This window comes from Catellatospora aurea (assembly GCF_042663325.1).
In the GTDB taxonomy this organism is placed as follows: Bacteria; Actinomycetota; Actinomycetes; order Mycobacteriales; family Micromonosporaceae; genus Catellatospora; species Catellatospora aurea.
On the sequence record NZ_JBHTAC010000012.1, the window covers coordinates 93223 to 107883 of the forward strand.

General features: G+C 73.4%; 10 protein-coding genes and 1 pseudogene. 4 read left to right on the forward strand and 7 right to left on the reverse strand.

Annotation, left to right across the window (positions count from 1 at the left end; all coding sequences use genetic code 11):
• Positions 1-295: 295 nt before the first annotated feature.
• Complete coding sequence (locus ACFQO7_RS14270; protein ID WP_376806793.1) at positions 296-1435, forward strand: chaplin family protein; 1140 nt, start codon at positions 296-298, stop codon at positions 1433-1435.
• Positions 1436-1904: 469 nt separating this feature from the next.
• Here the strand turns inward: ACFQO7_RS14270 and ACFQO7_RS14275 are convergent, their stop codons facing one another.
• From ACFQO7_RS14275 to ACFQO7_RS14305, 7 genes and pseudogenes are all read right to left on the reverse strand, one after another.
• Positions 1905-3926, reverse strand: coding sequence for an acetyl/propionyl/methylcrotonyl-CoA carboxylase subunit alpha (locus tag ACFQO7_RS14275; protein WP_376806794.1), 2022 nt, complete (start codon positions 3924-3926; stop codon positions 1905-1907).
• A complete protein-coding gene (locus ACFQO7_RS14280) occupies positions 3923-5194 on the reverse strand; it encodes a carboxyl transferase domain-containing protein (protein WP_376806795.1) in 1272 nt (423 codons plus the stop codon). Before ACFQO7_RS14280 ends, ACFQO7_RS14275 begins: the two co-directional genes overlap by 4 nt.
• A 111-nt stretch (positions 5195-5305) precedes the next feature.
• A pseudogene (locus ACFQO7_RS14285) lies at positions 5306-6222 on the reverse strand (serine/threonine-protein kinase); the annotation flags it as partial.
• Between the two features lie 3 nt (positions 6223-6225).
• Entirely contained in the window at positions 6226-9837 is a 3612-nt protein-coding gene (locus tag ACFQO7_RS14290) for an adenylate/guanylate cyclase domain-containing protein (protein ID WP_376806796.1), read from the reverse strand.
• 7 nt (positions 9838-9844) lie between these two features.
• Complete coding sequence (locus tag ACFQO7_RS14295) at positions 9845-10549, reverse strand: MBL fold metallo-hydrolase (RefSeq protein WP_376806797.1); 705 nt, start codon at positions 10547-10549, stop codon at positions 9845-9847.
• A 178-nt stretch (positions 10550-10727) separates the two neighbouring features.
• Positions 10728-11189: a RidA family protein gene (locus tag ACFQO7_RS14300; protein ID WP_360523891.1), complete on the reverse strand. Its 462-nt coding sequence runs from the start codon at positions 11187-11189 to the stop codon at positions 10728-10730.
• 37 nt (positions 11190-11226) lie between these two features.
• Complete coding sequence (locus ACFQO7_RS14305; RefSeq protein ID WP_120317449.1) at positions 11227-11385, reverse strand: DUF4177 domain-containing protein; 159 nt, start codon at positions 11383-11385, stop codon at positions 11227-11229.
• Between the two features lie 133 nt (positions 11386-11518).
• On the opposite strand from ACFQO7_RS14305, the gene ACFQO7_RS14310 reads away from it, so the two are divergent.
• Genes ACFQO7_RS14310 through bagB form a run of 3 tightly spaced genes read left to right on the forward strand, consistent with a single transcriptional unit; the run spans position 11519 to position 14610 of the window.
• Positions 11519-12469: an Rv0361 family membrane protein gene (locus ACFQO7_RS14310; RefSeq protein ID WP_376806798.1), complete on the forward strand. Its 951-nt coding sequence runs from the start codon at positions 11519-11521 to the stop codon at positions 12467-12469.
• Between the two features lie 23 nt (positions 12470-12492).
• Positions 12493-13476 carry an ATPase BagA gene (gene bagA / locus ACFQO7_RS14315; RefSeq protein WP_360524164.1) on the forward strand — a complete coding sequence of 328 codons (984 nt, stop codon included), beginning with the start codon at positions 12493-12495 and terminating at the stop codon, positions 13474-13476.
• Between the two features lie 9 nt (positions 13477-13485).
• A complete protein-coding gene (gene bagB / locus ACFQO7_RS14320; RefSeq protein ID WP_376806799.1) occupies positions 13486-14610 on the forward strand; it encodes an ArsA family ATPase in 1125 nt (374 codons plus the stop codon).
• Positions 14611-14661 lie beyond the last annotated feature (51 nt).

The following is a 14661-nucleotide window of genomic DNA, read 5'->3' on the forward strand; positions in this document are numbered from 1 at the left end:
CGTTAGGTGTTGCGACAGGTGGTCCGAGAAACCCTGTGATCCGGCCTAAATTCGGACATACCTGTACATATTGGCTGGTCAAAGTGTCGGGAAATTGTCGCCGACATGTCAGCCCCAGTGGGACTTCGTTGGTCCGAGTGGTCGCGAACCTCGCAAATTGAGCGCGGCTAGACGTGTCCACAGTGACCGATCGTGCGGTGACCTTTCGCCTGTGCCTGGGTGTATCGGACACCTCTTGCACCGCCTCGATCGGTCGGTCGGATGTCTCCGACGATCGAAAGAGGTCCCTACCACTATGAACACGTGGGTTCGACGCTCACTGAAGGCCGGCGCGCTGACTGCCGGCGCGGTCATGGCCACCGGCGGCTCCGCCGCCGCGTACGCCGACACCACCGTTTTCAGTGCGGGCAACACCGGCATCCTGAACGGCACGCAGGTCTTCGCGCCGATCCAGGCCCCGATCAACCTCTGCGGTATCGCCGCGAGCGTGGGCGGCGACGCGGTCGCCGGCTGCGTGGGTGGCAGCGCCGCCGAGCTCGACGGCGTGTACGACGCCCGCCTGATCAGCACCAACAACACCGGCATCCTGAACGGCACGCAGATCTTCGCGCCGATCCAGGCCCCGATCAACGTGTGCGGCGTGGCCGCGGGCGTGCTCGGCAACGCCGCCGCGAAGTGCAAGGGCGGCGCGAGCGCCGACGCCGACGGCGACCACCACAAGAAGAAGCACCAGTGCGACAGCCGCTGCGACGACCACGGCGGTTACGGCGACCGCGAGTCGACCGAGTCGGGTGACCTGCTGGGCGGCCTGCCGCTGGTGGGCGGCCTGGCCAACGGCGGCCTGCCGCTCGCCGGCAACCTGGGCGGCAGCGGCCTGCCGCTGGTCGGCAACCTCACCGACGGCGGTCTCCCGCTCGTCGGCAGCCTCGGCAACGGCGGCCTGCCGCTGGTCGGCAACCTGACCAAGGGCGGCCTGCCCGTGGTCGGCGGCCTGCTGGGCAACCAGGGTATCGCGCGCAACGCCGACGCGATCGACATCGACGCTCTGGACGGGGTCGGCACGATGGGCCGCTTCGACACCGAGAGCGACGCCGCCGAGCACAACACCAGCACCGGCGGCAACGGCGGTGGCAACGGCACGACCTGCAACAGTGGCTGCGGTGGCAACGGCGGTGGCCACAACCACCACCCGAAGCCGCGGCCGAAGCCCCGCCCGCAGCCCTGCCCGGACCACGGTCACGACCACAACCACCACCAGGGCAAGCACCGGCACGGTGACGACGTCAAGATGATCAGCGCCGGCAACCACGGCATCCTGAACGGCACCCAGGTGTACGCGCCGATCCAGATCCCGATCAACGTCAGCGGCGTGGCCGTCGGCGTGCTCGGTGACGCGGCCGCCTGGAGCGTCGGCGGCGCGTCCGCCAACCGGTAACCGTCCGGCCTGCCGGCGGGTACGGCCCACGACGACTTGAGAAGTCACCCGCGGACCGGAACCGGCGAAACACTGCACCCGCCTCACCCCGCCGGCAGGCCGGCAACCAGCGCGACTCCCTTTCGCTGACCGAAGACCCGCGCTGGCCCGGCACCACCGAAAAGGACGTCTCCCGAACCGGGCCCCATCCAGCCCACCGGGAGACGTCCTTTTCCGCGCTCCCACGGACCCTCGCCCGACCTCGCCCACCTGCACCACCGCCCCGGCCCACCCCGCAGTTTCAGGGAAACTGCAGCAATCGAGCGGTGGATAAGCGCAGTTTCCCTGAAACTGCCGACGGCCCGGATAGCGGCGGCGGGTGGCCGGGGATGGCTCTGGGCGGCGGGCGTCGGTGCTGGTCAGCGTGTTGGGGTGTTAAGAAGGGCACCTTCTACAACGCGGAGCGTTGTGAAGGTGCCCTTCCTTTGCCTCAGGCGGGGGTGAGGACGGCGAGGAGGGCGCCGGTGTCGACGAGGACGCCGGGGCGGACGGTGACCGCGGCGACCACGCCGTCGGCGGGGGCGTGCACAGGGTGCTCCAGTTTCATCGCCTCCAGGGTGAGCAGGAGGTCGCCGGCGCCTACGCGCTGGCCGGGGGCGACCAGGACGCGGCCGACCGCGCCGGGCAGCGGGGCGGTCAGCGAGCCCTCCTCCAGCTCCTGGACGGGCTCCGGAAAGCGGGGCAGGCGGCGCAGGGCCAGCGAGCCTTCGGCGCTGTCGACGTACGCGGTCTCGCCGACCTCGTGCACGTGCAGGGCGAGCCGGATGCCGGCGACGTCGAGCACGACCTGGTCCGGGTCGGCCGAGACGACCGCCACGGGCGGGTGGTCGTCGACGGGGCCGACCTGGCCCAGCCCGGCGAGGTCGAGTTCCTCGGGGTCGACGGCGCGGACCCACCACTGGGCCAGCGCGCCGGTGCCGTCGAGGCGGTAGCCGACCTCGACCGGGCCGGCGGGCCCGTCGTACACCACGGTCTGCGCGCCGGTGGGCACGTTGCGCCAGCCGGACGGGATGCCGCGCTGCACCGGGGCCTGCGCCCGCCGCCGGGCGGCGGCCGAGAGCGCGGCGGCGAGGCAGCTGAGCCGGACGGCCTCCACCGAGGACAGCAGCGGCGCGAACACCTCGGGCTGCCGGTCGAGCAGGCCGGTGTCGATCTGGCCGGTCAGGAACGCCGGGTGCCGCAGCACCCGGACCAGCAGGTCGCGGTTGGTGACCAGGCCGTGGATGCGGGTACGGGCCAGCGTGCCGGCCAACATGCGGGCGGCCTCGTACCGGGTGGGCGCCCAGGCGACGAGCTTGGCCAGCAGCGAGTCGTAGTGCACGCCGACGACGGTGCCGGGCTCGACCCCGGAGTCGACCCGGATGCCGGGCTGGAGCATGGGCCGGAAGTTGGCCGAGACCTCGGGCACCTCCAGCCGGTGCACCTGCCCGGTGGCGGGCAGCCAGTTGCTGGCCGGGTCCTCGGCGCACAGCCGGACCTCGATCGAGTGCCCGCGCATCGGCGGGGCGGACTGGAACGGCAGCTGCCCGCCCTCGGCCAGGTACATCTGCAGCCGGACCAGGTCGAAGCCGGTGACGCACTCGGTGACCGGGTGTTCGACCTGCAGCCGGGTGTTCATCTCCAGGAAGTAGAACTCCCCGTCGGGGCTGAGCAGGAACTCGACGGTCCCGATGCCGACGTAGCCGATGGCCTCGGCGACCAGGACGGCGGCGGCGCACAGGTTCTCGCGCAGTTCCGGGGAGACGGCCGGGGACGGCGCCTCCTCGATGATCTTCTGGTGCCGGCGCTGGATGGAGCACTCGCGCTCGCCCAGGGTCACGATGTTGCCGTGCTGGTCGGCGACGATCTGCACCTCGATGTGCCGGGCCTGCTCGACGTAGCGCTCGCAGAACACGGCCGAGTCGCCGAACGCGCCGAACGCCTCGCGGCGGGCGGAGGAGACGGCCTCGGCCAGCGAGTCGGCGTCGCGCACGATGCGCATGCCGCGCCCGCCGCCGCCGATGGCCGCCTTGACCAGCACCGGGTACTCGTCCACCTCGGACGGGTCGGTCCAGCTGGGCAGCACCGGCACCTCGGCCTCGGCCAGCAGCGCCTTCGCGTCGACCTTGGAGGCCATCACCGAGATGATCTTCGAGGGCGGGCCGACCCAGGTCAGCCCGGCGTCGACGACCATCGCGGCGAAGTCGGCGTTCTCGGCGAGGAAGCCGTAGCCGGGGTGGATCGCATCCGCTCCGGTCTTGCGGGCCGCCGCCAGGATCAGATCGCCGCGCAGATACGTCGCGCTCGGCGCGGAACCGGGCAGCTGCACGGCGTAGTCGGCCTCGGCGACGTACGGGGAGTCGGTGTCGGCGATGGAGTAGACCGCGACGGTCTCCACCCCGACGGCGCGGCAGGTCGCGAAGATGCGACGGGCGATCTCGCCCCGGTTGGCCACCAGCAGTCTGCGGATCATGACGCCACCTCACGCTCTGGCGCGTTGCCCGGCCGGGCCGGCGCGGCGCTCACCGATAGGCAGATGCCCAGCACGGTCCGGGTGTCGCGCGGGTCGATCACACCGTCGTACGGCTCGGCGGACTGGTCGTCCACCGGCCAGCGGAACCGGAAGCCGGGTCCGGCCAGCGCCCACGACCCGGGGGACGTGCCCAGCACCAGGGTGATCCGGTCGGCCTGGGCCAGCGCCCGCAGCAGCAGCGCGGAGCTGTCGGGCTGGGTGTGCCCGGCCGGGTTGGCCAGCACGAGCACGGGCACGCCCGCCTTGCCGGCCAGCCGGGCCAGTTCCACGCCCTTGTCGGCGCTGTCCGGGTCGATCACGGGGCCGGTCGCCGCGAGCACCGCCACCGGGTGGCCGTGCACCGCACCGAACCCGGCCAGCAGCGCGCCGCCCCGCTGGGGGCGGAACTCGTCCAGGTCGGAGCCGTCGAGCACGCGGGCCAGCACCTCGCGCGGTTCGGTCACCGCGGCCGGGTCGGCGCTGGCCACGGCGAGCAGCTCCTCCACGTCGTACCGCGGCGGCTCGACCGCTCCGGTCAGCGGCCCCCGCTGGAAGGTGACCAGGCGGCGCACCGTCTGGCGCAGCATGCGCAGCGCGTCGCGCTCGTCCTCGGCGACCATGTCCATCCGGGCCGCGTCTGCGCGCCCGCGCACCGTGATGGCGTGGTCGGCCAGGTCGGGCAGCGGGGCGAGCCAGGCGTCGAGCGGGCCGAAGACGGCGCAGAGCACCGGGGCGGCCATCCGCCCGAGCCGCGCGAAGCAGGGATCGGGCACCGCGGCCCGGCCCTGCTCCTCCGGCGTCGACTCCAGCAGTAGCACGAGCGGCAGCAGGTGCCGGTCGGCCAGTTCCACCGCACGGGCGAACTTGGCCCGGCCCGCCTGGGCCGGTCCGCCGACGTACACGGTCGGGTCGTTGGCGACCAGCATGCATTCGATGCCGTCGACCACTCCGAGCGCGGTGACCAGCCCCGCGCCCATCGGTTCGCCGGCCTCGCGGCCCGCGGTCGCGGCCAGTTCCAGCAGCGCCGTGTCGGAGTCCACCAGCAGCTCGATGCGCTCGCGGGGCAGCAGCTTGCCGCGGGCGTGGTGCCTGGTCACCTCCTTCTCGCCGCCGCCGTCGCGGGCCTGCCCGTGCGCCTGTTCCAGCGCACGCAGAGCCGCCTGGGCGGTGCTTCGGTTTTCCAGGAAGGAGGGCGCGCGGGGGTCCAGCGCGGTGTCGAGAGTCGCCATGGTGAACCTGCTCCTCGGTGCTCCACCGCTTGTTGACACCAGAGCAACGAGTGGTTCAAGGAGGGCGACACGCACCCGACGGCGCGTCGTGCCTTACCTCACCGCGCCGATCACTGGAACAGTTTGTCGATGAGGTTGCCGAAGAAGCCCTGGCGCTGGGCCGGGATCTCGGGTCCGGCGACGTTCGAGACGTCCACCGTCGACTGGTCCTCCTGCGCGGGGCCGTCGAGATCGACCGAGGCCAGCAGCTCTTCCAGCGCCCGCGCGGTGGGCCGGGTGGCGGGGTCGTTGTCCATGCCCTGGCGCAGGATCGCGCACAGCGCGGCGGGCACCTCGGGCAGGTCCGGCACCGGCTGGGCGAACATCTCGATCAGGGTGAGCAGGCCGGGCGGGTGGTCGCGTTCCCAGCGCGGCGGGGCGCCGCGCAGCAGGGCGTACAGGGTGGCGCAGAGCGCGTACACGTCGCCGGGTGGGGCGGGCTCGGCGCGGCGGAACGCCTCGGGCGGCGCGTACGCCGGGGTCATCACGTCGAGGGTGATGTCGGGGTCGCGTATCTCGGCGAGGATGGCCAGCCCGAAGTCGGCCAGTGCGGGCTCGCCGAAGTGGCTGATCAGGATGTTCGCGGGCTTCACGTCGCGGTGCACCACGCCGCGCTCGTGCGCGTCGGCCAGCGCGTCGGCGATCTTCACCCCGAGGTCGCGCACCTCGTGCGGGCGCAGCGGCATCCGGTCCTGGTACGAGCCCGCGTACAGCTCCATGATCAGGTAGGGGTGGTTGTCCGCGGTCACCCCGGCGTCGAACAGGTCCGCCACGTGCGGGTGACCGGACATCTTGCCCGCGGCGCGCGCCTCGCGCAGGAAACGCGAACGGTCCCGGTCGCTGTCGATGGTGCGGTTCTCCACCTTGACGGCGACCTCGCGCCCGACCGATCCCTGCACAGCCCGGAAGATCGTCGCGTACCCACCGACGGCGAGCAGCGACAGATCCGTGAGTCCGGGGATCTCCGGGAAGGCGGACGTGTTGGTCACGGGCTAGACGGTAGCGCCTCGCCCCGACGTCACGGCACCCCATGTCGCCAATGCAACGGCACGCTCGCTCGTCTGCTGCGTGCCGTCCGCCAGCGCCCGCGCCCGCTCGGCCGTGACCAGCGCCGATTCGTCCTGCCCCGCGGCGGACAGCGCACGGGCGTGAGAGACCGCCGAGCGCACCAGGCTGCGCACGTCCACCGCGGGCAGCTCCTCGGCCAGTTCCGCGGCGGCCAGCGCCTCCTCGACCCGCCCGGCGGCCAGCAGCGCGTCCGCGTACAGGGCGACGCCCTGGCGGCGGGAGTAGAGCATGGACGGCGCGTGCGGCGCGGTCGCGATCGGGGCGAGCAGCCGGATCGCCATCGCGGTGTCGCCCGCGGCCAGCCGGGACGCGCCCAGCAGCGCTCGCGGGCCGACCCGGGCCGGGTCGAGCACCCCGTACGGCGACACCATGGTCAGCACCGAGCGGGCGTCCAGCTCGGCGGCCTCGAAGTCGCCCCGGTCCAGCGCCACGAAGCCGCGGACCGTGCCGGCCATGCCGACCAGCAGCGGGTGCCCGACCTTCTCGCCCTCCTCCAGCGCCTCCCCGAGCAGGTCCTCGGCGTGGCCGTACTCCCCCAGCCCGCGCGCCACGACGCCCCGGGCGACCAACGCGAAGCCGCGCCCCCAGACGTCCTTGGCGGCGGCGAAGTCGCGGTAGGCCCGGCGCGCCTCCCGGTCGGCCTCGCCCAGCTCGCCGAGCTCGGCGGCGGCGAACGCGGCGACCGCGCGCAGCGTGCCGACCGCCCACGCCTCGCCGACTCGCTCCCCGAACGGCAGGAACACATGCGCCAGGCGCAGCGCCTCGGTGAGCCGGCCCGACAGCAGCCGGGTGAACGCGGAGGTGCCGCGCAGCCAGGCCCGCCCAACCGGGTCCTTGGCCTCGGCGAACAGCCGGGCGGCGCGGGCCAGTGCCGCGTCCGCTCCGGCGAAGTCGCCGCGGGTGGTGGTCACCCAGGCCAGGTTCTGCAGCGACCAGGCCTGCGACTTGCGGTCGCCGGCGGTGACCGCGATCTGGTACGCCCCGGCGAACCGGCTGGACGCGTCGCCCAGCCGCCCGCCCAGGAAGTCGGCCATGCCCAGCCGGCGCATCGCCTCGGCCCGCTCGCCGGGCAGTTCGGCGTCCGTGGACGTGGTCAGCGCCTCCGACCAGAGCCGGTACGCGTGGCGCGGGTCGCCCTGCGCCACCTGCGCCCGGCCCGCCAGCAGCAGCGCCCCGGCCCGGGTGCGCGGATCGTCGGCGGAGTCGGCGACCAGCTTCTCGGCGTCGTGCAAAGCCTCGGCGATCCGGCCGTACTGCAGCAGCGAGCGGGCGTGCACCAGCCGGTCGGGCAGCGGCAGCGCCCCGGGGGCCAGCCGCGCGGCGCGCTCGCCGTAGCCGACGGCCTCGGCGGGCTCGCCGGACTGCCCCGCCCGGCGCGCGGCCAGGTCCAGCGCGGCCACGCCCAGCGGGGCGACCTGGCGGGCGGCCACGTCCGGGCGCAGCCGCACCGCGTCGGCCAGGCGGGTGGCGCGTTCGGCGTGCTCGGCCACGAAGGCGTCGCGCATCGCCTCGTCGACCCCGGTCAGGCCCGGCACGGTGCGACCCGAGGACACCTGCACCGGGGGTTCGCCGGGCGCGGCCCACCGGGCCAGGAACGCGTGCCGGTCGGCGAGGTCGGCCTTGCCGACGCCGCCGTACGCGGCCTCGCGCAGCAGCGGGGTGGCGAACGCGAACCCGCCCCGCACCCGGCGCAGCATGCGGCGCTGCAGCAGCTCGTCGACGGCCCGCTCCAGCTCGACGGCGACCACGGCGGCGGGCCGGCCGTCCCGGCCGGAGCGGCGTTCGCGCAGTGCTTCGAGCGCGCCGGTCGGCACGGTGTCGCCGACCACGGCCGCGTCGCGCAGCACCGCACGGGCCTCGACGGGCAGCGCGTCGATGCGCGCGGCGAGCACCGCGGCCAGGTCCCGGGACAGCAGCTGGTTGCCCAGCGAACCCGGGGTGAGCCGCCACTGCGCGCCGGCCTTGGTCAGCGCGCCGCGCTCCATCAGCAGCGTGGTCAGCTCGGCCAGGTAGAACGGGTTGCCCTGGGCGGTGGTGAGCAGCCGGTCCTCGTCGGCCTGCGGCAGCCTGCCGCCCTTGAGGTATGCGGTGAGCAGCCGCGCCGCGTCCGCACCGCGCAGCGGCGGCAGCGTGTTGGCCTCGGCGTCGGCGACGCGGGTGAGCTGCCCGGCCCGGCGCACCAGCTCGGGGCGGCCCAGCAGCAGCACCAGCACCGGCCCGGTCAGCTCCTCCAGCGTGAAGCCGAGCGCGTCCAGGGTCTCCGGGGTGCCGTCGTGCAGGTCGTCCACGATCACGACCAGCGGGGACTCGGTGGCCAGCGCGTCCAGCAGCCGCGCCACGGCGACCGCGAGCGTGGCGGTCTCCCGGCCGGGCTGTTCGGGGTCGTCGCCGGACAGGCCGTGCCACTGGGCCAGCTCGTTCGGGTCGGCGTAGCCGAGCAGCGACAGCAGCGCGTCGACGTCCACGCTGACCGGCTTGCCGGGCTCGCTGCGCTGGGTCAGCCGGGTGGTCAGGCGGCGCAGCCGCTCCTCGGCGACCTGCCGGGTGACCGCGGTGGCACTGTCGGCGGGCAGGCCGATGGCCAGTTTCACCAGGTCGGACAGTGGCGCGAGGCGGCGGCGTTCGCCGTACGCGGCGCAGCGCACCGACAGCACCCGCGCCTGGGTACGCGCCGCGAAGCGGCCCGCGCTGACCTCGTACCCGTTGGCGAAGCGTTCCACCTCGGACGCGAACCGCGTCTTGCCGATGCCGGCCTCGGCCGTGAACACCAGCACCCGGGGCTCGTCCCGGTCGACGACCTCGGCCAGGCGGCCGGCGACCCGGCCCAGCTCCGGCTCGCGGCCCACGAACGGGCCCTCCTCGCCCAGCCCCGCCCGGCTGCCCCGGGCGTCGTGCAGGCCCAGCAGCTCGTACGTCTCGACCGGTTCACGCTTGCCCTTGAGCCGCAGCGGACGCAGGTTGCGCCAGCCCGCCACGGACCCGGTCGCGGCGACCGTGCGCGCCCCCGCGTAGACCGCGCCGACCGCGGCCGCGTCGGCCAGCCGGGCGGCGGTGTTCACGGTGTCGCCGATGACCGTGTATTCCAGCCCGGCCTGCACACCCGCGACCACCGGCCCGGTGTTCAGCCCCAGCCGCAGCCCGGTCGGCGCACCGCCGCCGCGCTCGTCGTCGAGCACCCGGCGCACCGCGCGCTGCATCGACAGCGCGGCGCGCACCGCCCGCTCGGCGTCGTCCTCGTGCGCCACCGGCGCCCCGAAGACGGCCATGATGCCGTCGCCGGTCAGCTTGTCCACGTGCCCGCCGAACGTCTTCACCGCGCCCGCCAGCGCCGACAGCACCCGGTCGGTGACCGCGCCGACCCGCTCCGGGTCCAGCTCCTCCGACCACGAGGTGAAGTCGGAGAGGTCGCCGAAGAGCACCGTGACGACACGGCGCTCGGTGGCGGGCAGCGTCGCCGCCGCGGGCAGGGCCGCCCCGCAGTGGTGGCAGAAGCGGGCCGCCGGCACCGGGACGGTCCCGCAGACAGGACAGGTCATGACAGCTTCACAGCTCGCTCAACGTTTCGAGGTACGCCAGTTGTGCCCGCACGGTCCACTCGGCCGCGAACCGCAGGCTCGGGTCGACGTCGGCGTACACGATGTTCACCACGTCCTCGGGGGTGCTCGCGCCCTGCTTGAGCGCGTCCCGCACCTGGTCCAGGCGCTCCAGCCGGTGGGCGCGCAGCCAGGCCGCGGCGACCGCGGTGTTCGGCAGCGCGGGCCCGTGCCCCGGCAGGCCGGGCACCGGGTATCCCGCGAGCAGGTCCAGGCTCGCCAGGTAGGCCCCGACATCGCCGTCGGGCCAGGCCACCACGCTGCTGCCGCGGCCGAGGATGGTGTCGCCGGTGAAGACGACGCGCTGCCCGTCCCGTTCGGCGACGAAGCAGACCGAGTCCGTGGTGTGCCCGGGGGTGCCCAGCTCGGTGATCCAGTCCGGAACCTCGCCGACGGTCGCGCCGGTGAGCGCGAGCAGCGTGGTGACGCCGTCGACGTGGTCGGGATGGCCGTGGGTGAAGAGGATGCGCCGGATCGGCGGGCCCGCCTCGATGATCGCCTCCAGGTGGGCGAGGTCGTCGGGGCCGGGGTCGATGACGGTGCCGTCGTCGAGCAGCCAGGTGTTGGTGCCGTCGAGGGTCATCGGGCCGGGGTTGGGTGCCCGCAGCCAGGTCACCCAGCCCGGGAGGAGTTCCGAGGTCAGCCGCGCCGTCATGCCGAGAACTCTACTGAGCCCGGGGCGCGTCGCCTCGGGTCGCGCGGCACGACTTTCCCCGCCCGGGCCTTTTATCGACGTTGGCCTATCACATCGACTTCTACGCACACGGAGTCGATGTGATAGGCCAACGTCTATGAAAAACGGGGCGGCCGCGGCAACCCCGCCGAGGGCGAGGTCAGTCGCGGACCTCGGCGATCAGCTCCACCTCGACCGGGGAGCCCAGCGGCAGCTCCCCGACGCCGACGGCGCTGCGGGCGTGCTTGCCGGCCTCGCCGAAGACCGCGCCGAACAGCTCGGAAGCACCGTTGATGACGCCGGGCTGGCCGGTGAAGCCGGGGGCGGAGGCCACGAAGCCCACCACCTTGACGATTCGGACGACCTTGTCCAGGCCGACCAGCCATTCAAGTGCGGCCAGGCCGTTGAGAGCACATCGGGCGGCCAGCTCTTTCGCCTGCTCGGCGCTGATCTCGGCACCGACCTTGCCGGTGGCCAGCAGCTTGCCGTCGGCCATGGGCAGCTGGCCGGAGACGTACACGTGGTCGCCGGACCGCAGTGCCGGCACGTACGCCGCCACCGGCGGGACCACCTCGGGCAGCTTCAGGCCCAGCTCAGCGAGCTTTTCGTACGGGTCAGACATCTTTGTCTCCTTCACCGCGGTGTCCGCGGGGTTGTGCTCAGGCGGACTTCGGCCGCTTCAGGTAGGCCACCAGCTGCTCGGGGTTGGGGCCGGGCACGACCTGGACCAGCTCCCAGCCGTCGGCGCCCCAGTTGTCGAGGATCTGCTTGGTCGCGTGGACCAGCAGAGGCACGGTGACGTACTCCCACTTCGTCATGGGCATAACCTAACGTGCCGGGAAGATCCGCTGGTCGATCCCTGCTGCGACAGGGTGCGAGGTGCGGTTAAGCTGAGCCGCCGCGGGGGCAGCTGAGTGTCGCGGCCTCGTAAAACAGACCAGGGGAGATCGCATGACCCAGCCGCACGACGAACAGCAGCCTACGACGCCGCAGCCGACGCAGCCCGCGTACCCGCCGCCGGCGGACCCGTTCGCCTCGGCGACGGTCACGCCGCCGACGACGCCGCAGCCCGCCGTGCCGCTGCCGCCCACCGAGCCGGAGCCGGCCACCACGCCGCCGGCCACGCTGCCGATCGCCGAGAACCCGCCGGCTCCGCCGGTGTCCGGCGCCCCCGCCCCGGTCTCGGGCACCCCCGCGTACCCCACGCCGCCGACCGCCGCGTACCCGACCGCGCCGCAGGCCGGCTACCCGGTGTCCGGCCAGCCCGCATACCCGGCGCAGCCCGGTTACCCGGCCACCGGCCAGGCCGCGTACCCGACCTCGGGACAGCCCGCCTACCCGACGTCCGGGCAGCCCGCCTACCCGACCTCGGGACAGCCCGCCTACCCGGTGTCCGGCCAGCCGGCGTACCCGGGCATGACCTACCCCGGCGCCCCCGGCGTGCCGGCCGCGCCGGTCAAGAAGAGCAAGGCGCCGCTGGTCATCGGTATCGTGCTCGGTGTGCTCCTGCTGCTGTGCGGCGGCGGCATCGGTGCGTACGTGCTGCTGACCCGCAACACCGAGGGCGTCGGCGCGGCGAGCGCCAAGGACGCGACGCAGAGCTTCCTCACCGCCATCTACAAGAACAACGGCGACGCCGCCGCGGCCGAGAAGCTGGTCTGCGGTGACGCCCGCGACCGCAAGGACATCGACGCGAAGATCGCCGAGATCAAGTCCCAGACGTCCCAGCTCAAGGGCCCGAGCTTCACCTGGGAGACCCCGAAGATCTCCGGTGAGACGGCCACCCAGGCGACCGCCGAGGTCACCGTCAAGCTGGTCACCAGCGACGAGAAGATGTCCGAGCAGAAGCTCACATTGACTCTCGTCAAGCACGAGGGCTGGTTCGTCTGCGAGGTGAAGTAGCCACCTGGCACCATCGAGGGGTGCTGAACGACGGTAACGACGGGCCGGCCGGCCGCGGTGCACACGACACCGCCTGGCCGGCCCGTCTGCATGTGGTCACCGGCAAGGGCGGCGTGGGCAAGACCACCGTGGCCGCCGCGCTGGCGTTCGCGCTGGCCGCGGGCGGGCAGCGCACGCTGCTGGTGGAGGTCGAGGGTCGGCAGGGCCTGGCCCAGCTGTTCGAGCTGGAGCCGCTGCCGTACGCCGAGCGCCGGCTCGGCGACGCCGGGGTCGATGTACGGCTGCTCGCCGTCGACCCCGAGGAGGCGCTGCTGGAATATCTGGAGCTCTTCTACCGGATGGGCGCGGCCGGGCGGGCGCTGCGCAAGCTGGGCGCGATCGACTTCGCCACCACGGTCGCTCCGGGCCTGCGCGACATCCTGCTCACCGGCAAGGTGAAGGAGGCGACCACCCGCACCGACGACAGCGGCCGCCGGGTGTACCGCTCGGTGGTGCTCGACGCCCCGCCCACCGGCCGGATCGGGCGCTTCCTCAACGTCACCGCCGAGGCGGCGCGGCTGGCCAAACTCGGGCCGATCAAGTCGCAGAGCGAGGGCGTGGCCGCGCTGCTGCGCTCGCCGATGACCTCGGTGCACCTGGTCACCCTGCTGGAGGAGATGCCGGTGCAGGAGACCGCCGACGCGCTGCGTGAGCTGTCCGCGCTCAACATCAGTGTGGGAAAGATCATTGTGAATTGCGCCCGCCCGCCGCTGCTCGACGACGGCAGGGTCACTCAGGCCGAGCTCAAGCGCGGGCTGGCCGCGGCGGGGCTGCCGACCGACCGGCGTACGGTGACCGCCCTGCTCGACGAGTCGCGCGACCACCAGGCCCGGCGCGCGCTGGAGGAGGAGCTGCGCGGCGAGCTGGCGACCCTGGGCCGGCCGGTGGTCGAGTTGCCGCTGCTGCCGGACGGGGTGGACCTGGCCGGTGTACGCCACCTCGCCGGGCTGCTGCGCCCCGCCCCTTAGGCTGAGCACATGCTCGACGTGGACGCCCTGCTGGCCGACCCCGGCGTACGCATCGTGGTCTGCTGCGGGTCGGGCGGGGTCGGCAAGACGACCACCGCCGCGGCGCTGGCGCTGCGAGCAGCCGAGGAGCACGGCCGTAAGACCGTCGTGCTGACCATCGACCCGGCCCGGCGGCTGGCCCAGTCCCTCGGCCTGACCGAGCTCGACAACACCCCGCGCCCGGTGGAAGGGCTGTCCGGCGACGGCGACCTGCACGCGATGATGCTGGACATGAAGCGCACCTTCGACGAGGTCGTGCTCACCCACACCGCGCCGGAGCGGGCGAAGGAGATCTTCACGAACCCCTTCTACCAGGCCATGAGCTCCACGTTCTCCGGCACGCAGGAGTACATGGCGATGGAGAAGCTGAGCCAGCTGCGCGCCACCGACCGGTGGGACCTCATCGTGGTGGACACCCCGCCGTCCCGATCGGCACTGGACTTCCTGGACGCGCCCGCCCGGCTGGGCCGCTTCCTGGACGGCAAGATGCTGCGCCTGCTGATGGTGCCCGCGCGGGCCGGCGGCAAGAGCATGTTCAACCTGGTCACCGCCTCGTTCGGAGTGTTCTCCAAGGCGGTGCAGAAGATCCTCGGCGCGCAGCTGCTGACCGACCTGTCCGGCTTCGTGTCGGCCCTGGACTCGACGTTCGGCGGCTTCCGGGAGCGGGCCGACCGGACCTACCGCGTGCTGCAGGATCCGCAGACCGCGTTCCTGGTGGTCGCCGCGCCGGAACCGGACGCGGTCCGCGAGGCCGCCTACTTCGCCGAGCGGCTCGGCGCGGAACGTATGCCACTGGCCGGGCTGGTGCTCAACCGGGTGCACCGGTCCGAGCTGCCGGAGCTGTCGGCGGCCGACAGCGCGGAGGCGGCCGAGAAACTGTCCGCCGAGCACGCGGAGCACGCGCTGACCGCCCAGGCGCTGCAGGTGCACGCGCTGCTGATGCGCCAGGTGGCCCGGGAGACCGAGGTCTCGACCGGGTTCACCGACGAGTTCCCGCAGGTGCCGGTGGCGTACGTGCCGGCCCAGCCGACCGACGTGCACGACCTCGCCGGTCTTCGGGCGATCGGCGCGGCACTGGCCGAACGGGCCGAATGAGTCACACCGGGTAACCGAAGGGCCGTTCCCGCCGATACGGCGAAAACGGCC